The 18313-nt window shown below is 62.6% G+C and carries 17 protein-coding genes; 11 read left to right on the top strand and 6 right to left on the bottom strand.

Annotated elements, in window-relative coordinates:
- Window positions 1-11: 11 nt before the first annotated feature.
- The 5 genes from trbF to RVAN_RS08835 all read left to right on the top strand — a co-directional run bounded on the left by trbF (window position 12) and on the right by RVAN_RS08835 (window position 4932).
- The gene (trbF, locus tag RVAN_RS08855; RefSeq protein ID WP_013419402.1) at window positions 12-701 is read left to right on the top strand and encodes a conjugal transfer protein TrbF; all 690 of its coding nucleotides are present in this window, start codon (window positions 12-14) and stop codon (window positions 699-701) included.
- Window positions 702-717: 16 nt separating this feature from the next.
- Complete coding sequence (gene trbG / locus RVAN_RS08850) at window positions 718-1638, top strand: P-type conjugative transfer protein TrbG (RefSeq protein WP_013419401.1); 921 nt, start codon at window positions 718-720, stop codon at window positions 1636-1638.
- A 97-nt stretch (window positions 1639-1735) separates the two neighbouring features.
- Window positions 1736-3028: a TrbI/VirB10 family protein gene (locus RVAN_RS08845; RefSeq protein WP_013419400.1), complete on the top strand. Its 1293-nt coding sequence runs from the start codon at window positions 1736-1738 to the stop codon at window positions 3026-3028.
- A 30-nt stretch (window positions 3029-3058) separates the two neighbouring features.
- Entirely contained in the window at window positions 3059-4012 is a 954-nt protein-coding gene (locus tag RVAN_RS08840) for a sulfite exporter TauE/SafE family protein (RefSeq protein ID WP_013419399.1), read from the top strand.
- A complete protein-coding gene (locus RVAN_RS08835; RefSeq protein ID WP_013419398.1) occupies window positions 4009-4932 on the top strand; it encodes a sulfite exporter TauE/SafE family protein in 924 nt (307 codons plus the stop codon). The genes RVAN_RS08840 and RVAN_RS08835 overlap by 4 nt, the downstream gene beginning before the upstream one ends.
- Window positions 4933-5778: 846 nt before the next feature.
- Here RVAN_RS08835 and RVAN_RS08820 read toward each other — a convergent pair.
- The 4 genes from RVAN_RS08820 to RVAN_RS08810 all read right to left on the bottom strand — a co-directional run bounded on the left by RVAN_RS08820 (window position 5779) and on the right by RVAN_RS08810 (window position 8477).
- Complete coding sequence (locus RVAN_RS08820; protein ID WP_155942400.1) at window positions 5779-6693, bottom strand: hypothetical protein; 915 nt, start codon at window positions 6691-6693, stop codon at window positions 5779-5781.
- Between the two features lie 362 nt (window positions 6694-7055).
- Window positions 7056-7193 carry a hypothetical protein gene (locus RVAN_RS20135; protein WP_155942399.1) on the bottom strand — a complete coding sequence of 46 codons (138 nt, stop codon included), beginning with the start codon at window positions 7191-7193 and terminating at the stop codon, window positions 7056-7058.
- 108 nt (window positions 7194-7301) lie between these two features.
- Window positions 7302-7859 (bottom strand): gamma carbonic anhydrase family protein, encoded by a 558-nt coding sequence (locus RVAN_RS08815; protein WP_013419395.1) that lies wholly within the window; start codon window positions 7857-7859, stop codon window positions 7302-7304.
- A gap of 411 nt (window positions 7860-8270) precedes the next feature.
- The gene (locus RVAN_RS08810; protein WP_041787390.1) at window positions 8271-8477 is read right to left on the bottom strand and encodes a hypothetical protein; all 207 of its coding nucleotides are present in this window, start codon (window positions 8475-8477) and stop codon (window positions 8271-8273) included.
- 2 nt (window positions 8478-8479) lie between these two features.
- Here RVAN_RS08810 and RVAN_RS20130 point away from each other — a divergent pair, with 2 nt between their 5' ends.
- Window positions 8480-8626: a hypothetical protein gene (locus RVAN_RS20130; protein WP_155942398.1), complete on the top strand. Its 147-nt coding sequence runs from the start codon at window positions 8480-8482 to the stop codon at window positions 8624-8626.
- Between the two features lie 150 nt (window positions 8627-8776).
- Complete coding sequence (locus RVAN_RS18920; RefSeq protein WP_049779298.1) at window positions 8777-9217, top strand: helix-turn-helix domain-containing protein; 441 nt, start codon at window positions 8777-8779, stop codon at window positions 9215-9217.
- 12 nt (window positions 9218-9229) lie between these two features.
- On the opposite strand, the gene RVAN_RS08800 is transcribed toward RVAN_RS18920, so the two are convergent.
- A complete protein-coding gene (locus RVAN_RS08800) occupies window positions 9230-10333 on the bottom strand; it encodes a tyrosine-type recombinase/integrase (RefSeq protein WP_013419392.1) in 1104 nt (367 codons plus the stop codon).
- Window positions 10334-10449: 116 nt separating this feature from the next.
- Between RVAN_RS08800 and dusA the strand changes: the two genes are divergently transcribed.
- The 4 genes from dusA to msrP all read left to right on the top strand — a co-directional run bounded on the left by dusA (window position 10450) and on the right by msrP (window position 14699).
- Window positions 10450-11481 carry a tRNA dihydrouridine(20/20a) synthase DusA gene (gene dusA, locus RVAN_RS08795; RefSeq protein WP_013419391.1) on the top strand — a complete coding sequence of 344 codons (1032 nt, stop codon included), beginning with the start codon at window positions 10450-10452 and terminating at the stop codon, window positions 11479-11481.
- A gap of 318 nt (window positions 11482-11799) precedes the next feature.
- Complete coding sequence (locus RVAN_RS08790; protein WP_013419390.1) at window positions 11800-12645, top strand: sulfite exporter TauE/SafE family protein; 846 nt, start codon at window positions 11800-11802, stop codon at window positions 12643-12645.
- A 58-nt stretch (window positions 12646-12703) separates the two neighbouring features.
- Window positions 12704-13579: an EamA family transporter RarD gene (gene rarD / locus RVAN_RS08785; protein WP_041787386.1), complete on the top strand. Its 876-nt coding sequence runs from the start codon at window positions 12704-12706 to the stop codon at window positions 13577-13579.
- A 97-nt stretch (window positions 13580-13676) separates the two neighbouring features.
- A complete protein-coding gene (gene msrP / locus RVAN_RS08780; protein WP_013419388.1) occupies window positions 13677-14699 on the top strand; it encodes a protein-methionine-sulfoxide reductase catalytic subunit MsrP in 1023 nt (340 codons plus the stop codon).
- A 227-nt stretch (window positions 14700-14926) separates the two neighbouring features.
- Here the strand turns inward: msrP and RVAN_RS08775 are convergent, their stop codons facing one another.
- Complete coding sequence (locus RVAN_RS08775; RefSeq protein WP_049779297.1) at window positions 14927-18154, bottom strand: sensor domain-containing phosphodiesterase; 3228 nt, start codon at window positions 18152-18154, stop codon at window positions 14927-14929.
- Between the last annotated feature and the right edge of the window lie 159 nt (window positions 18155-18313).

Here is an 18313-nt window from a genome sequence, read left to right as displayed (position 1 = left end):
CGAGAGGGATCATGAGCAGCCATCAGGACGGGAAGCTTGGTTCTTCCCGTGGGGAAGGGAGCAATCCCTATCTCAACGCGCGCCGCGAATGGAACGAGCGCTATGGCGATTACATCGCGCAAGCCCGAAACTGGCGGCTGGCCGCCATTCTGGCCCTCGTCATGGCGCTGATCACGGGCGCAGGCCTCGTTTATGTGGCAAGCCAAAGCCAGATCGTTCCCTATGTCGTGCGCGTCGACAAGCTTGGCTCCGCCGCCGCTGTCGATCGCGCCGACCGGCTCGTCAAGCCGGACCACCAGCTCATCGTCGCGAGCCTCGCGCGCTTCATCGCCAACATCCGAAGCGTCTACACCGACGCGGGCGCCGAGCGCGCGCTTCTGAAAGAAGCCTATGCCATGATCAACGAGCGGGGCGACGCCTATGCGCGGCTGAACGACCACATGCGCGCCCGCGATCCTTTCGAGCGCGCCAAGACCGAAACCGTCATGGTGGAGGTCGAAAGCGTTTTGCCGCTGTCCGCCGATAGCTGGCGCATCGAGTGGCGCGAAGAAACCCGAACCCGCGACGGCTCGAAGCCTCAAACCCAGCATTGGCAGGCCACGATCGCCATCACGCTGAACCCGCCATCGGACGAGGCCACCATCCGCCTCAACCCGCTTGGCATTTACATCAACAGCTACAGCTGGTCGCAACGGCTTTGACGCGAGGGGAAACTTCATGCGCACGGTGATTGTTTTTGTACTATCAGTCTTGCTTTCTGGCGCGGCGCTGGCGCAAGCGCCGCAGACCATTCCTGACGGACCACCGCCGCGCGTGCCGCTCTTGTCCGGGCCGCAGCCGCCTCTGGCGCCGAAGGAGCAAAAGGGCTTGGCCTACGGCAAGGAGTGGGCCGGCAACCGTGCGGGGCCGGCGCGCGGCGACGAGGGTGCAACCGTGTTCGTGTTCGGCTCGACGCTTCCCACCATCGTGTGCGCGCCGTTCTACGTCTGCGATCTTGCTCTGCAGGAAGGCGAAAGCGTCAATGATCTGAATGTTGGCGACAGCGTGCGCTGGAAGATCACGCCGGCGACGCAAGGGGCGGGCGAGGCCATCATCACCCATGTGATCATCAAGCCGACCGATGTGGGGCTCATCACCAATCTCGTCATCACCACCAATCGGCGCACCTACATCATCAAGCTTGTGAGCCGCTCGCAAGACTGGATGCCGCGCGTTTCCTTCGACTATCCCGATGACGCCAGCAGCCAATGGAAGGCGTACCGCACCAAGGTCGAGCAGACTCGCGAAATGCGTGCGGCGGCCGTGCTGCCCGCGCCCGGCAAACTCGATTTTGAGTTCGCGGTTTCGGGCGACGCGCCCTGGAAGCCGACGCGCGTCTATACCGACGGGGTCAAGACCTACATTCTGTTTCCGCCCGAGGTGGGCTCGAGCGAGCTTCCCGCCCTTGTCGAGATCGCCGAGGACGCGAGCATCCTTGGCCTCGACAGCCTCTTCAACGGGCCGACGACGCGGCTTGTGAACTATCGCTTCGTCGAGCACCGCTTCGAAGTCGACAAGGTCCTGACCCTGGCGCGGCTCACCTCGGGTGTGGGCAACAGCGCGAGCAGTGTCACCATCACCCGGACGAGGAGGGATTGATCATGCAAAGCCCCTCGGCCGCGCGCTTCGAACCGGGCGAACTCGCCCGCAGGGCCGCAATTTTCAGCAGCAGCTTCACGCTTCGAGAGGTCAGACGGTGAACGAGACCCCTTCTTCTCCCGATCTGTTGGGCGGGTCGCCGTCACGCGGCGCAGGCGTTCGGCGCCTGAACCGCGTTCCGCTCATGATCGCCATGGCGATCCTGGCGCTCATCATGGCAACCATCGCCTACACCTATCATTTGCGCCTGCAGGCCTCGAAACAAGACCCCGGCAGGGGTGGGCGGACGCAAACACCGATCGGCATTCTCGCGAACGCTCCCGACGCGGGCTACATTCCGCCCAAAGCGCCCGAGACCATCCCGGTGCTGCCGCAACCGGTTGCGCCCCAACCGGCGCCGCCTGTTCCAGACGCGCCCGATCCCAATCGTCTTGCCTGGGAGAGCTATTACAAGCGCCTCGAGCACTTGCGCGAGGCCCGAGAAAAGCTCGCGCTGACAGCACTTGGAGCCGGTTCCGAAATCCAGGCCAATCTTCCAAGACGAACCGCTTCGCCGGCAAGCGAGGCAGTGCCCGCGCCGCTTTCGGCCTCGGAACAGTTTGCGAGATTGGCGGCGGACCGACTTGCGCAGCTCGGCGGCGATGCCGAGCACGATCTCAACCGGCAGCGCGACAAGCGCGCCTTCCTCGCAGACCAGGACCCGAAAACAGCCGACCAGAACACGCTCAAGGCCCGCCGCGAAGCGCCGCGCTCGCCCTACGAGGTGCGCGCCGGCACGGTGATCCCGGCTGTGATGATCGGCGGGGTGAATTCCGATCTACCGGGCCAGCTTCTGGCCCAGGTTTCAGAGAACGTCTACGACACCGCCACCGGGCGCTTCATTGTCATCCCGCAAGGATCAAAGCTCGTCGGCACCTACGATTCCGGCATTACCACCGGCCAGGAGCGGGTGCTCGTGGCCTGGACGCGGATCATCTATCCCGATGCGTCCTCGCTCGATCTTGGCCGGATGCCCGGCGCCGACGAAGGCGGCTATGCGGGCTTCAAAGATCAGGTCAACAACCATGTCTGGAAGATCTGGAGCAACGCCATTCTGCTCTCGGCCTTCTCCGCTGGCATTCAGGTCAGCCAGGGCAATGGCAACAACCAGACGAGCGGCGGGCTCAACGCGACGCAGACCATCGCGGCGTCCACTGGCCAGCAGATGGGCCAACTCGGCATGGAAATGGCAAGGCGCAATCTGCAAATCCAGCCGACGCTCGAGGTAAGGCCCGGCTACCGCTTCGTGGTGCAGGTGACGAAGGATCTGATCCTTCGGCCCTGGATCCCAGGCGACAAGGCGACGGCGTTTTTCGGGGGGTATCCCTATCGCGACGGGGTGCAGCGATGAGGCCATCCGAACCCACGAAGGGAGATGGCCATGGACGTTGCCCTTGATCCATCCGCCTGGGGACTTCTGATCCTGACGGGCGGCGCTATCGGCCTTTGCTTCGGGCTGTTCGGCCAAGCCGGAGGCCTTGCCCTCGCTCCGGCCCTTCTCATTGTGCTTCCCCTTTGCGGCGTGACCGCCGAGGCGGCGCCCCGGCTCTCCGCGGCGACCGCCCTTGCGATCTTGATCCCGGTGACGATTGGCCAAGCGGAGGGCAAGAACTCCTGGAAGGCGACCGATTGGGACCTCATCCTCCTTCTTGCGCCAGGCGCGGCCGTTGGCGCGGTGATCGCCGCGATGGTCGCGGATAATTTGGACGGCCGGATCGTTGCGCTTCTTCTCAGTTCAGGACCCATCCTTCTGGCCCTTCGACTCTCGAGGCATGCGGGCGGCGGCGGAGCCGATGGTCAGCCGCGCAATCCTTCGCTCATTGCCCTGACTCTGAAAACGGTTGCGGGCGGAGCCTTCGCCGCCCTTACCGGTGTAAGCGCGGGCTTGGTTTTGGCGCGCTCTCTCGCCAAGGCCCTTCCTTCTAAAGCGGCCGCCACCGCAAGCGCCTTGACCTTGCCCTTTGCGTTCACCGCCTCGGTCGGCGCTCTCTTGGTCCCGGCGCCCCTGACCTGCGGGCCGGCCTGCGCAGGCGTCATCTTTCTGCCTGCTCTGGCCGCAATCGGCATGAGTGCCGTCCTCATCGCGCCGCTTGCGCTGCGGCTCAGACCCTTCTTGCCGTCGGCCCCGGCGAGCCGCTCGCTCGCGCTCTTCGCCATGGCACTTCTGTGCACGGCCGGCCTTCGCTCTGAGGGCCTTGGCAGCCTTTTGGCAGAGACTCGAGAAAGCGCTCTCGACCTTGTGCTGGGTTCGCTTTGCGAGCCACAGCCCGCTCCCGCCGCGCCAATCTTCGATCATGAAACCTTGGCCCTAACGCCTATCAGCGAGGCCCGATGACGCCGGTTGACTGGCTCCTGCTCGCTGCCGTCGGCTGCATCTCAGGTCTCTCCGCGGGACTGCTGGGCATCGGCGGCGGCCTCGTCGTGGTGCCAAGCCTCATCTACGGGCTGCCATTGTTGGGCATCTTCGGGCCGGACGTGCCGAGAATCGCCACCGCCACTTCGCTGGCGCTCGTCATTCCAACCGCGCTTGCAAGCGCCCAGGCCCATGCGGCAAAGGGCGCCGTCTGTCTCAGATGCGCCGTCCTCCTGGCGCCCGCCCTTATCACGGGCGCCTTTCTGGCAACCATGCTCGCGCCCTTTCTCGATGCGCGCATGATCGTCGCCGTCTTCGTCCTCTACGCGATTGTATTCACATGGGGGGTGCTGAGGCCCGAAAGGGCGAAACAAGCCGCCGCCCTGGACCGACTTGGCGCCAAACGCCTGGCAGAGACCGCGCTGAAGAGTGTGAGCGGCGGGGCGCTTGCGGCGCTTCTCGGATTTGGCGGAGCCTTCTTCTGCGTCCCGATCCTGTCGCGCTTCGTGTCCATGAAGAAGGCGATCGGAACGGCGTCCGCGCTCGGCCTTCCGCTCGCTGCGGCGGGCGTTGCAGGCTATCTTCTCGCGCCTTCGCCCGAAGGCTGTTCCACCGCTTGCGCGGGCGCGATTTTCATGCCGGCTGTCGGCGCAATCGGCGTCGCAAGCGTTCTGACTGCGCCTGTTGGAGCGAGGCTCGCGCATAGCCTGCCGGTTACGCTTCTAAAGCGCGTCTTCGCCGTGCTCCTGCTTCTCACCGCCGCGTCTCTCACGCTCAAAATCACGCCCGCGATCCCGCGTCCCGCGCCTTATCTAAAAGCTCTCTTGCTTCGTCTCGCTGAGCCCGTTTGCCGAGACCGGGTCGGAGCGAAGCTCAGCCTTCGAGGGCTCCACCGTCCTTGATTCGGGAGGACACGACGAAGGATCAGGGGTCGCGCCTCATTCTCCGGGGCGCACCTCGTTTGCGCAATCCTCGCCAAACATTTCGCGGGACAGCACAAGCTGACCTGTCTCCGAAAGCGAGTGCCAAAGCTGTGGTCGCTTGCGCCAATGGTCGACCAACTCGCAATCGAGAGCCGTCAAGCCGTCGGGCTCGTTGTCTTCGCTTTCATCCGAACGCCCTCCAGGCGCTGGCACCTCGGCGTTCAATTAGCCTCTCTCAGTCTCTTGCAGCCGCGGAACGTGCCGCCAAATCATGATCGCGACGCCATATTCAGCCGAACAGCGACTCTCTAAAGCTGCCTCTTGGGCAAAGGAGGCGCGGGATAACGGCCGGCAATCAGGTTCGAATACGCCCAAGATCGCGCGTCGATGATCCCAGGCGGCGCCCGATCGAGCGCCTCGACCAAGTCTTCCAGCGGAACATATCGGCGAAGCACCTGCATGTCCTCATGGGTGGCGCGCGCCATAGCATAAGCCATGAAACGAACGGGATCGGAAAGCGCAGCAGACGACCGCTCGAACCAGATGATCCGCCTAGCGATCCTCGAAGTTTCTGGCGTCAAGGGTATCTCTCTCACCGCTTTCGTCCCTGATCGAGCTTCTCACCAGACCCCATTGCGCCGCGACGGTTGAACGCAATGCCGAACCGACAGGCGTTTATCCCCGGTCGCCAAGTTTTCCGAGTCGGGTCGGGAGCGGTCCTGCAGGCTTTCTCGCGATTCCAAGCGCACCACTTCGGCTAATGGATCCCATTGCGGGCTTATCCGAAAACGCCGACACAATCCCGCACTTGACCCAAAGCCGCGATTATTTAGACTGCGCGCCGTCGATCACGAGGTCAGGATTAGCGATCATACAGATCGAATGCGCCAACGCGAATTCGATCTGGACCTTATTACAAGCTTCGGTGGCGAATTGGGTGGCAACATCGCTCCAGACCTTTTGCCTAGCTTCTTTTCTTGCCAAGCCGACTGGGGTCAACGTCGATATGGAGACAGGGCGCGGCCCCGCGAGAATTATAATGCTGTCGATCGTTGCGAGTTGAATATCCTTGACGCGTGCGAATTCGGCCAGCGTTACAGTGCGACCATCTTTCCAATGACCCATACTCGCCGCCGGCACGAGGCCTTCGAGCATCTTCCAAGCAACGACAGGGTAACTTTCGTGAAAGGCGACGAGGACGCGTCCATCATTTGCCATCGCCGCCGTGATTCGGCCCGCGAGGTCGTAACGGTTCCGATGACTGGTGCACATGACGAGGATTGACCGCTTGCCTGAGCCGACGGCGGCAAGTGCTCTTGCGACCGTATCCGGTTGGTCAAGCGGTGGTTCCAGAACTTCTCCTTCAAGCTTTGGATCGCGCTGCCAGTCCGTGCCGACTTCATAGTCACGCGACCAATACTGCAGAATTCTATGCATCACGCTGGTCATAGTAGGACCGGCGGCACAGCAGTTGACGTTCGGCGGGTCACCATATTGCACCTGCCGGAGCCGGATTGCGTCGCTTAAGCTCAACTGTTTAGGAGGGAAAACGTCTGTGAGCGCAACTTTAAACATACGGCCGCACCCCTGGCATGTGACTTCGGCAAGCGCTGCCTCGCGCGCGTAAATATTGCTGAGCCGCCGCGGCGAGAAGTCTGCAAACCGCGGCACGCCATAATCGTCGAACCATGTCGGCGGTTCAGCGATTCGCTCAAGGATATCTTCGTAGTGATTGTGCATGAGTGTCACCCAATTCCCGGACCAGCATAGCCCAGCCGCCCCGCCGTGTCTGCTGCTGGCCCTCTCTGCCCGCAGCTGGCGCTTCTCCAGCATGGCCCGCTATGAGATCTGTAAGCCGGCGTGGCCGCTTGAGCATTTCGGGAGACCCGCTTCTTCCGCTCCCGGCCTCTTTCGACCTTTGCCCCGAGATCCGTGAGCGCCGCTTTTGATCTCGCATGGTCAAGGGCGGGGATTTCGTTACCCCATTTCAATAAGCCCGCTTATCGTTCGGCACTTTGAAAATCGCAGGCTTTGAAGACTGCGCCGGAGCATCAATCCCGCTTTCATGATTGTCGTCGAGCGGGCGCTGAACGTTGCTATCGCTAGGCCTGTGGAATCTCGGCCTGGCGCGCAAGCCATTCATCGACAGCAAGCTCGATGACCCCTTGCACATCCGTGCCTCTCGCCGCCCCTGCGTCGCTCAAACGCGCGGCGGTCTCACGCGGCATCGAAAATGTCATATTGGTATATGTGTTTCCGAGCCTGCCTTGGGGCTTCGCCAAAAAATGGCTCAAATTTCGCTTTCTCACACGATCATCTTCGCTATTCGTCGCACCCGCGGCAGCGAGCTACGCGGCCTCGTAAACCCTGCTGAGAGAGACGTAGCGCTCGGCATTGAGCCTGATCTCCTGGCGCTCGCCCTCGGTGAGCGGGCGGGCAATTCGAGCCGGTGCGCCGATTAGAAGGACATTCGCGGGATACTCGACACCGGGGAGCACGAGCGCAGCGGCACCGACAAGCGTATCTTCTGCGAGCCGCACGCCGTCGAGCACCCGTGCGCCAAGTCCGATGAGGCAATGATTTGCGATCGTGCATCCGTGAAGGATGGTGCCGTGACCGATAGAAACCCCATCTCCGATGCTCACGGGATGGGCGGCTCTGCAATGGATGATCGCACCATCCTGAATGTTCGCTTGCCGGCCGATCCGGATCGCGTTGGCGTCACCTCTTATGACGGCATAATGCCAGACGCTGGCGCCTTCCGCGATGTGCACGTCTCCCAAAATCTTCGCGGTGTCGGCGATGAAAACATCGCTGTGGATTTGCGGGGCCGGGAGCCCCGCACGAAAGGGCGCGCTTGGCCTAAGGTAAGGCCCTGAAAATGGCCGGATTGATTGGGTCACCATCGGCTCGGACCGGTTTGAGGAGTTTCATTGAGGGCCGTAGCGCCTCACTTATGATTGTCTATGCACTATCAGTCGATTGATCAAGAGCCTTGTCCGCCCTCTTCGTCACTTTTCCAGAAATTGAGCTCGGTCCCGCCATCAACGCAGCGCCTCGCAGCGAGCCGCGCTCATGAAGCCTTCCCAAGCCTTTTGAGCGGCGTCCACGCCCACCGTGTCCATTGGAAGAGAAAAGAGCCCCGAATGGAGAGCCATAGGACCCTACCGTCTACGCGGTAGAGTACGCGAGCCTGCCGACGGCGTCTTATATCGATGAATGCCTCAGTGCGTCTGCGCTGCGCGAATTGCGCCCATGCAGCCGCGCGCGCTTTTACAGGCACGCGCTCGCCGTAAGCTTTCGCCATTCCATGGCGATCAAGCGCGGCCTCCAATAGGCGTGGCCGCTGACCGACGCATCAGATATTCCGCTTCCGCGTCAAGGGCGTCGAGGATTGCATCCATGCGCTCGGCGCCTTCCTCATCGCCACCACGGCGTAGGATTTCCGCGACAGCTTCGGCCAAGGCGCGCGCCTGCCGGACGAAGCCGCGCGCAGCTTCTACCTCTAGGCGAGTAAAAATCACGATTGCCGCTCCGCCTTCTCGGCAGCCGCAAGGCGGGCCTCAATGTCCTGCTCGACATCGCGCGCTCGAAAAAGGAGCGTCTTCACTCGCGCCGTGACGCCAACGTCGCCTCCACTTTCGGCAACGCTGAGGGCATCTTCCACAAATAGACGAGCGCGCCCGATCAGCGTCGCAACTGATTTCAGTTCCGCAGTGCTCAATTGCATGGCAATGTCCGTACTGAGCGGCGATTACGCGGACACTGTACGCGAGGGTTAATCTTTATGCAACATTGTCCGCAAGAATGAGACAAAATAGGCATGGCGATTACAGGAGACCAGCTCCGTATGGCGCGCGCAGCGCTTAAGCTCACGGTTCGCGATCTCGCGGAAATCACCGGGATCGACAAAAGCACGATCGCGCGTGCCGAAGCGGGGGGGCGGGCCTATTACGCCACTATGGTCAAGCTTCAAGAGGCGCTTGAATCGAACGGCGTTGCATTTCTCGATCCGACGGATGAAAGAGGAGCGGGTGTCGCGCTAAAACTTGGCGTCGAGCCCTCGCGGAAATCAGAAGCCACAGGAACGGCGCAAGACGAGCAAGGTAAAGGCGGCTTGCGGGCGCTTGATCCTGTTCTAGCGAAGTTCTGGACTGAAAGGCCGGACAAGTTTGCGCGGCTTTCAGAGGATGGAAGGCGAGCGATTTCGGAAGCCGCGCTCGGCGATCCAGAAGCGCTTGACGATTTGTCAGTGCTCCCCTGAGGGGCGCTGTTCTTAGCGTTCACGCTCATGTGCGATGAGGTCGGTGCAGACCCTATCGAGCCATGGCCATTCCTCGTACTTGTCCCCGGCTTGCCGCAGGTGTGTATACCGCTTCAGCGATTGCCATGATCGATGACCGGAAACGGCGGCGACACGTGGAATACTCCATCCCATCTCGAAGAGACGCGAAACGCCTTCGTGTCTGAGGTCATGGAAATTCAGATCGTCAATTCCAAGCAGCTTTCCGGCGCGTGTAAACGCGGAGCTTACCGCATCTGTGCTGTACGGGAAGATGCGCTCATCTTTTCGAGGCATGGCCTCGATGACCCGGAATGCATGATCGGGAATGTCGACCCACACGTCGTTGCCGATCTTTTCGCCGGGGTGTTTCATGTCGCGCACGAGAACGCGCTTGCTGTCGCGATCGAGGTCCTTCCACTGAATACGGACGATCTCTTCCTGACGTCGCGTGGAAAACAGAGCGAAGACCGCGATTGCGGCCATCGGAGCAGCCTGCGGCGCGCGCCTTCGCTGCTTTGTGAAATGATCCAGGATGAGGTGGAGTTCGGCAATCGTCGGGCGGCGGTCACGAGCCCTTGACTTGCCAGTTAGGCCAAGATTCGTGGTGACAACGAAGGCGTTTTTCATGGCCTGTGGATCGAGCGCATATCCCCACGCAGGATTTGCGATCCGAAACACAGCCGAGAGATGCGATAAATAGTTGGCGACGGTCTGCGGTGTGCGTCCGGATGAAAGCATTGTTGCGAACTCGACGATGTCCTGAGACCGTATGTCGGCGCAAGGCATGTCGGCGATATCAAAGGTTTTGATCGCGTTCAGAACCTGCGCTTTCGTTCGACCAATTTCCTTGCGGCTCTCGGCGACATAGCGGTTGATGGCGTCTCGAAGCAGAGCGTTTCTTTTGGTCTGGCTTACGCCAAAAAGCGCGTCGGACCTTGAAATTTCGGTTTCGCGCTTCTTGATCCATGCTGCGGCAGCTTGTTTTCGATCAAAGGTCCGCGCCTCACGATGTCTCTTTCCCTCGCGCTTAATGAAGATTTGCGCGATATATCCTATGGACCCGTCTTTTCTCTTTCGTGGAAGGATGGTCCCCATGGTACGACAGCGCCCCTCAGAAGTACGACATATGTCGTACCACATTGAAAAAATGGGCGCAAACGGGGTAAAATCAGACAAGAACGGGCGCAACGAAGAAGATCGGTTTCGAATATATGCTACTGCTAAATAAGGAAAAATCCTCAGAAGGGGCCGATTGGCGCTTCTGCGTAGCACCCATGATGGATTGGACGGACCGGCATTGCCGTTTCTTCCATCGTCAACTGTCGCGTCGCGCGCGACTCTATACCGAGATGGTCACGTCCGGCGCCATCATGTTCGGCGACCGCGAGCGGCTTCTCGGCTTCGACGCATCAGAGCATCCTGTCGCGCTGCAACTCGGCGGCTCGGACCCGGTCGAACTCGCGCGCGCGGCCGAAATTGGCGCGGGTTTCGGCTATGACGAGATCAACCTCAATTGCGGCTGCCCGTCGGACCGCGTTCAATCGGGCCGGTTCGGCGCTTGCCTGATGGCGGAGCCAGAGCTTGTCGCGTCGTGCGTGGCGGCGATAAAAAGCGCCGTCGGCGGCCAGATCCCCGTTACCGTGAAGAACCGCATCGGCATCGACGAGCAGGACAGCGAGGCCGACCTCACGCGCTTCATCGAGACGGTGGCGGCGTCGGGCTGCGAGATCTTCATCGTTCATGCGCGCAAGGCGTGGCTCAAGGGCCTATCGCCCCGCGAGAACCGCGACGTGCCGCCGCTCGATTACGAGCGCGTCTATCGTCTCAAGGCCGCGTTCCCCGAACTGACGATCATCATCAACGGCGGCATCGAGACGATCGCACAGAGTGCGAAGCATCTCGAAATGGTGGACGGCGTGATGCTCGGCCGCGCAGCGTACAAAAACCCGGCGTTGCTGCTCGAAGTGGATGCCGCGCTTTATGGCGAGACGGCTGCGCCGCTCCGGCCGCACGAGGCTCTGGAGCGCATGCTACCCTACATCGAACGCGAGCTTGAGCGCGGCACGCGGCTTTCCGCCATCGCGCGCCATATGCTCGGGCTCGTAAACGGCAGGCCGGGCGCGCGGCCTTTCCGGCGTCTGCTGACCGAGGAAAGCGTCAAGCCGGGCGCGGGGTTGGACATCATACACGCCGCTATCGAGGCGGCGCGGCGGGTGGAAGAGGCGCCGTCGCTCGCGGCGTGACCAGCCGGTGAAGCTTGAGTCGCACGCGCGAAATCCTTCAATCGCCGCGTAAACCGCCCCGGCCCTATGCGCTGGGCAAGGTCGCGGTGTTAGAAATTCGATTAGCCGATACGTTGTCGGCATGTCCGTACGCGACCAAAGCCGTGACGAGCTACCAAAATCGGGCACCGGTTCGTCGTCCGGCGGAAGCCTTGTGATAAAATGCATGCGATAAGCACGAAAATGCATACAATAATGGCCGAAAATAATAATAATTGCATGCACGCGGCAAAACTGTAGTCTCCGCTCGCCTTTCAACTCTTCATTTCATGTCCCGCCATGCTCGACCTCGTTCAACATCTGCCATGGTATCAGATCGCGGAATTGTCCATCGCGCTCCTTATCGGCGGCATCATCACCGGCTTTCTCGCGGGCCTTCTCGGCATCGGCGGCGGCGCGGTGAGCGTCCCTGTGCTCTACGAGCTGTTCCGGTTGGTCGGCGTGGACGAGAGCATCATCATGCGCGTCTGCGTGGCGACATCGCTCGCCATCATCATCCCCACCGCGATCAATTCGGTAAGGTCGCATAACAAGCACGGCGCGGTGGTGATGGAGGTAATCCGGCGGCTCGGGCCGTGGGTTGTGGCAGGCGCGGTGCTCGGCGTGTTCATCGCGTCGCGCGCGCCGTCGAGCTTCCTCAAGGCCGTGTTCGCGGCGTCGTGCATCTTCATCGCCTCGCGACTCGCCTTCGGCAAAAGTGAGCCAAACCCTGACGCGGCGCTTCCGCCCGCGCCGTGGAACCTCGTCGCAGGTTTCGGCATCGGCCTGATTTCCACGCTCATCGGCATCGGCGGCGGGGCCTATGTCACGGCTTACATGAAGTTCCTTGGCTGGCCGATCCACCAGGCGGTCGGCACCGCGTCGGGCTTCGGGCCGATCATCGCGATCCCGGCAACCATCGGCTATATCGTGGAAGGCTGGAACGTCGCCGCGCTGCCGCCTCTGTCGGCGGGCTATGTCAGCCTTCTCGGCTTCATCGTGCTCGGCCCGGTGAGCGTACTCGCGGCACCGCTCGGCGCGAAGGTAGCGCATCGGCTTTCGCGGCGGACGCTCGAAATCACGTTCATGTCCTTCCTGCTGTTCATCGCGGGGAGGTTCATCGTGAGCCTTCTTTGGGGGGTTTGAGGCGTCAAGCGGATGCTCATCAGGATGCGCGGCGCTCCGGGAGGGAAGGGCAGTGGATATGCACGGGCTCGGGTTCGCGCTGGCGACCTATTTCATCTGGGGGCTGCTTCCGCTTTATCTCGCGCTCCTCAAACCGGCTTCGGCGCTTGAGATTCTCGCCCAGCGGATCCTGTGGTCGCTCGTCTTCCTCCTCGCATGGCTTTTGCTGTCGGGGCACCTGCGAGCGCTGATGCGCCGCCTAGACTTGCGGCTTGTCGGTCTCTATGCGCTCGCGGCGGTTCTCATATCGATAAACTGGGGCGTCTATATCCTCGCGGTGACGACCAACCGAACCGTGGAGGCGAGCCTCGGCTATTTCATCTTGCCTATCGTCAATGTGATTATCGGGCGCATTGCACTCGGGGAGCGGCTTTCGTCGGTGCAGGCGGCGGGTGTGCTGACGGCGGCGGCGGGCGTGACCTATCTGTGCCTTGGCGCGCAGAGCGTGCCGTGGATCGCCTTCACGCTGGCGCTATCCTTCGGATTTTACGGTCTCATCAAGAAGACCGCGCCCCTTCCGGCAGCCGAAGGGCTGTTCCTCGAAACGGCGATCCTTGCGCTTCCGGCCGCAGTGCTGCTGTGGATCATGGGCATGCGCGGCGAACTTGCGATGCTGCACGGCCCCGTATCGCTCGACCTCCTGCTCGCGGGCTCCGGTATGGTGACCGTCGTGCCGCTCATCACCTTCGCGCTCGCCGCGAAGCGCGTTCCGCTCTCCACCATCGGCATGCTGCAATATCTCGCGCCGACGCTGCAATTCCTGATCGGCGTCTTCGTGTTCGGCGAGTTGCTGACGGAGGCGAAACTCGCCGGCTTCGCGATCATCTGGTGCGGGCTGATCGTCTATCTCTACGGCCTCGCGCGACGGCCTCACCCGGCGGCGCTGCCGGGCTGAGAGGGCGAGCGAGGAGCGCCGCCTCTCCGCCTTGTGATGGACACCCGGTGGCGCTTTCCCAAAGCGACGCCCACATGCGGATCGGAAGCGAGGTGTCATGTCGGACAAACGCGCAGATCAACCCGCATGCGACCCGGATCGCGGCAAGAAATCCGTGCGCCAGAGCGCGGCTGTCGGAACGCGCGACGCGCTGGGGCCGCCCATCCCTTCCTCCGAGATCACGCCGCGCGCGCTGTATTTGCGTCGCCGCGAGTTCATCGGCGGGGCGATTGCGTCGCTGGCGCTGGGCCTACCGTCGCCCTCGAACGCGGAGCCGCTCGCCTTCGACAAAGGCCCGTTCGGCACGACCGAGCCGCTGACGCCGAAGAAGGACGTGACCACCTACAACAATTTCTACGAGTTCGGAACGGACAAGGGCGATCCCGCCTCCTACGCCGGCAAGCTCAAGACGAGCCCTTGGTCCGTCGCCATCGACGGGCTCGTCGCGAAGCCCGCGACCCTCGCGCTGGACGACATCCTGAAGCTTGCGCCGCTTGAAGAGCGCATCTACCGGCTGCGCTGCGTCGAAGGCTGGTCGATGGTGATCCCGTGGATCGGCTTCCCGTTGTCGGCGCTTCTCGCCCGAGTCGAGCCGCTCGGCTCCGCGAAGTTCGTCGCCTTCGAAACGCTGGTGCGGCCGTCCGAAATGCCGGGGCAGAGGGGGTTTTTCCAGCCGCTCGACTGGCCCTATCGCGAGGGCCTGCGCCTCGACGAGGCGATGCATCCGCTGACGATCCTCGCGGTCGGCCTTTACGGCGAAACGCTGCCGAACCAGAACGGCGCGCCGCTGCGCCTCGTCGTGCCGTGGAAATACGGGTTCAAGAGCATCAAGTCGATCGTGCGCGTCAGCCTCGTGGAGCGCCAGCCGCCGACCTCGTGGAACATGCAGAACCCGCGTGAATACGGCTTCTATTCCAACGTGAACCCGGCGGTGGATCATCCGCGCTGGAGCCAGGCGACCGAGCGGCGTATCGGCGAGGGCGGGTTGTTCGCGCCGCGTCGCCCGACGCTTCCCTTCAACGGGTATGGCGAGCAGGTCGCGTCTCTCTACGCGGGCATGGACCTGAAGACCTATTTCTGAGGTTCCGCCGCCGCGCTATCATCGCCATAGACGGCAGTGCCTTGGCGGTTATGCGTGCCAACGAAGCGGGTGTCGGTTGGCGTAAAAAAGACGTTTGAACCATCGGATACGGCTTCTCGCTATTGACACAGCGTTCGGCACGACGATGTAAGTCTTGGATGTCGACCTTCGCGGCGTCAAATCGGGTCCGATTCAACGCACGCCTGACCGAGCAGCCGCGAAAAGCTCTACCGCTTATTGAACGGCGGGAAAGGCTGCCCCGGCGGTTTGGGGGCGTCGGTGGCGAAGCCCTGACCGGGCTGGGGCGGTTGACCTGGGACAAGGCTTGCTGCTTGCGTCGCGGCTTCCGGTTTAGGCGCTGCCGCCTCGCCCTTTGTCCGCGTCCTGCTCGCGTCACCGCGACGGAAACGGCGGCCTATAGCTCGCGACGGCTTGGCGGACGCCTCCGGCGCGCCGTCCCCCGCTGTCAGCGTTTCCCTTTCGGCGAGAACCAACGCCTTTTCGCTTTCCTCCTCGCGCCCCTTTTGCGCGCGGCGGTCGGCGCGACGCTCTTCCTTCTCGATGGCTCTGTTGTCGCGCTTGGTCGAGCGCGCGATGGCGTTCAGAAGGTTGACGACGTCCTTGTCGGACATGAGGTCCGCGTAGAAGAAGCCCTGACCGTAATCGCAGCCGAGCGCGCGGACATAAGCGAGATCCTCCTCGCTGTCGATGCCCACCGCCACGACGTCCTTGCCGAGTTCGTGCGCGATGGACAGCACCGCCTTCAGCACCATGGCGCTTGAGCGGTCCTTGTCGGAGAGCGTCACGAGCGAGCGGTCGATCTTGATCGCGTCGATGGAGAGGCGGTTCCAGTAGGACAGCGACGAGAAGCTGACGCCGAACTCGTCGAGCGCGATGGAGACGTTGAGGCTTTTCAGCCAGTCGAGAATCTCGATCGCCTGCTCGGGGTTCGCGTTGATGAGCGTCTCGGCGATTTCCAGCCGCAGCGCGCCCTTGGGCAGCGTCTCACGCCCGATGATGAGCCGCAGGTTCTGCACCAGATCGTGGTGGAAAAGCTGCTGGCTCGACATGTTGATCGAGAGGTAAATCGGGTCGTCGCGCTGAAGGATGCGGTGCCAGCGCGCGCCTTGGCGGATGCAGCGCTCGAAGACGTATGACCACAGCTCGCCCGAAAGCCCCGCAGCTTCGGCGGCCGCCTCGAATTCCGGCAGCGAAAGCTTGCCGAGCGTGGGGTGCTCCCACACGACGAACGCTTCCATGCCCGCCAGCCGCTCGTCGGCGATGCGCATGATGGGCTGGTACAGGATGCGGATCTGACGGCGCTCGATGGCGTGCTTCAAATCGGCCTGCACGATGGCGCGCTCGTCGGTGGCGCCGCGCATTTCGGGCTTGAACAGCTCGATGCGGTCGGGCCCTGCGCGCTTGGCGCGATACATGGCGCTTTCGGCCTCGCGCAACAGGTCTTCCGCGTGCTCCTGCGTGCCGTCATACATGGCGATGCCGATACTGCCGGTGAGCACCAGATCGCGGCCGCCGACCTTCATCGGCGTGCGAAGCGAGCGGCGCACGCGCTCGGCCAGCATGGCGATATGGCGCGGCTCGGTGTCGTCGGAGATAAGGATCGCGAATTGCAGCGCGCTGACGCGAGCCAACGTGTCCTGCTGCGAGATGTATCGCTGGAGCCGCCGCGAGATGGTCAGCAGTACGCCGTCATTGGTGGCAAAATCGGCCGAGCGGCTCTGGTTCTTGAGCGCGTCGAGGTCGACGAAGAAGACAGTCGGCTTCAGGTTTTCCTGTTGCGCGCGGGCGACGGCGAACTGCAGCCGGTCGAGGAAAAGCTCACGGTTCGGCAGGCCGGTGAGGCCGTCGCGGATGGCGTTGTGGAGCAGCCGCTCCTGCGCTCGCTTCTGCGCGTTGACGTTGCGCAGGAGGCCGACGCCGCGGAGCTGGCGCGTCGTTCGTTGCGGCGTGACGGCGGCGCGAAGCTCGTACCAGAGATAGCCGCCATCGGCCCGCTTCATGCGGAATTCGAGGTTGATGTCGCCGCCCTGCCGCTCGCGTAGTGTCCACAGCGTGAGGCGCATGCGTTCACGGTCGGAGGCGTGGAGATTTTGAAGCCAGGCGTCCTGCGAGCAGCGAAGCGTGCCGGGAGGAACGCCGAGCGCGTTCTCGACCTCCGGCCCGGCGTTGATTTCATTGCGGCGCCCGTCCCACTCCCAGACGCTCGCGCCGGAGGCCTCCAGCGCCATGACGCGCAGCTTGAACTGCCCTGGATCTTCCCCGGACGCACCGGGATCGGCGCTCTGGAACGCGTATTGCGTCACCGTCAAGCCGATCAGCATGACGAACACCACGAGGCCCGCCGAGATCGCCACCACGGCCACGTCGCCGGACATTTTGCCGGTGACGATGACGGCGGCTGCGAACAACCACAGGAGAAACAGCATCCATACTGGCAGCAGCGAAAGCGCGCGTTCCTGTCCCCTGAGCGCCAGGAACACGATGACGGCCGTTCCTATGACCGAGATGGGGATCAGCGACAGGCGCGCGAGGCTCATGGTTGCCTGCGCGTCCACGAGCCCGAAGAAGATGAGGCCGAGCTGCGCTACGATCCAGCCGAAGAAGGCCATGGAAATCCACGAGTGCCACAGCCTGAGATTGAGAAAGGCGTAGAGGAAGATGACGAGACTCGCCGCAAACGACGCCTCCGTCATCGCTCGATAGGTGCCGTTATCTTCGGAGGATAGCTGGAACAGTTTGTGCCAGAAGCCGAAGTCCACGCAAAGATAGGCTAGCGCCGACCAGGCGAGCAGCGCCGCCGCCGGGAAGATCGACTTGTGATTGACGGCGAAGATCACGGTGAAAAACAGCGCGAGTAGGCCCGTGATGCCAAGCAGAATGCCGTTCAGAAGATTGACGTCGCGCAGGCGCTTGCCGAAATTCTGCGCGGACGAAAGGTAGAGGCGCGGCACCGACGCCGAAGCGAGTTCCACGATGAATGTCACCGTGGTGCCGGGTTCTATGGAAAGACGGTAGATGTCGAGGAAGTCGTAATCCTCGACCCGCTCCGGGCGGAAGCCGAGCGATGGCGTAACGTTCGTGATGCGTGGCGCGTCGAGGTCAGGCTTGAACACGCCGGAATTGACGATGTCGTAGCGCTGGGCGCTGAGGAAGCGCATCACCGGCTTGTCGGTCGGGTTCGAGAGCGCGAAGACGATCCAGCTCGGATTGGTGCCGGGCGTTTTCGCGGAGACGGTCATGCGGCCCGCGATGCCGTCGGCATTGGCTGCGGTTTCGGCGGCGATCTTGTCGCCGCGCCGCTCGTAAAACTCGCCGAGAAGGGTGATGTCGATCTTTTCCTGCGCGGAGCCGACGACGATGGGCTCCACCGCTGATGCAGGCGACGAAGACATCAGCGCGGCGGCGGTCCATGCGGCGCATAGGCAGAGCACCATTCGCGCGACCCCACGGAGGCGAGGTCGAACGGAGGCGGCCGTTTCGGCGGCGCAAAGCAGCATTCGACCTCGCATCAGCGTACCGCGCGCATTGAACGGGAATCAGTCCGATCGGCGAGCGCGGTTGCGCTTGGCGAACCGGCATCCGCCTCATTTGAA

The organism is Rhodomicrobium vannielii ATCC 17100, assembly GCF_000166055.1.
Lineage (GTDB): Bacteria > Pseudomonadota > Alphaproteobacteria > Rhizobiales > Rhodomicrobiaceae > Rhodomicrobium > Rhodomicrobium vannielii.
Note: the sequence above shows the minus strand (reverse complement) of the source record. Positions and strands in the feature narration are given on the sequence as shown.

Excerpts from the sequence above, each read along its gene's own strand:
- trbF (WP_013419402.1), top strand. The coding sequence starts at position 12 with ATGAGCAGCCATCAGGACGGGAAGCTTGGTTCTTCCCGTGGGGAAGGG.
- trbG (WP_013419401.1), top strand. The coding sequence starts at position 718 with ATGCGCACGGTGATTGTTTTTGTACTATCAGTCTTGCTTTCTGGCGCG.
- RVAN_RS08840 (WP_013419399.1), top strand. The coding sequence starts at position 3,059 with ATGGACGTTGCCCTTGATCCATCCGCCTGGGGACTTCTGATCCTGACG.
- RVAN_RS08835 (WP_013419398.1), top strand. The coding sequence starts at position 4,009 with ATGACGCCGGTTGACTGGCTCCTGCTCGCTGCCGTCGGCTGCATCTCA.
- RVAN_RS08820 (WP_155942400.1), bottom strand. The coding sequence starts at position 6,693 with ATGCACAATCACTACGAAGATATCCTTGAGCGAATCGCTGAACCGCCG.
- RVAN_RS20135 (WP_155942399.1), bottom strand. The coding sequence starts at position 7,193 with ATGACATTTTCGATGCCGCGTGAGACCGCCGCGCGTTTGAGCGACGCA.
- RVAN_RS08815 (WP_013419395.1), bottom strand. The coding sequence starts at position 7,859 with ATGGTGACCCAATCAATCCGGCCATTTTCAGGGCCTTACCTTAGGCCA.
- RVAN_RS18920 (WP_049779298.1), top strand. The coding sequence starts at position 8,777 with ATGGCGATTACAGGAGACCAGCTCCGTATGGCGCGCGCAGCGCTTAAG.
- RVAN_RS08800 (WP_013419392.1), bottom strand. The coding sequence starts at position 10,333 with ATGGGGACCATCCTTCCACGAAAGAGAAAAGACGGGTCCATAGGATAT.
- dusA (WP_013419391.1), top strand. The coding sequence starts at position 10,450 with ATGCTACTGCTAAATAAGGAAAAATCCTCAGAAGGGGCCGATTGGCGC.
- RVAN_RS08790 (WP_013419390.1), top strand. The coding sequence starts at position 11,800 with ATGCTCGACCTCGTTCAACATCTGCCATGGTATCAGATCGCGGAATTG.
- rarD (WP_041787386.1), top strand. The coding sequence starts at position 12,704 with ATGCACGGGCTCGGGTTCGCGCTGGCGACCTATTTCATCTGGGGGCTG.
- msrP (WP_013419388.1), top strand. The coding sequence starts at position 13,677 with ATGTCGGACAAACGCGCAGATCAACCCGCATGCGACCCGGATCGCGGC.
- RVAN_RS08775 (WP_049779297.1), bottom strand. The coding sequence starts at position 18,154 with ATGGTGCTCTGCCTATGCGCCGCATGGACCGCCGCCGCGCTGATGTCT.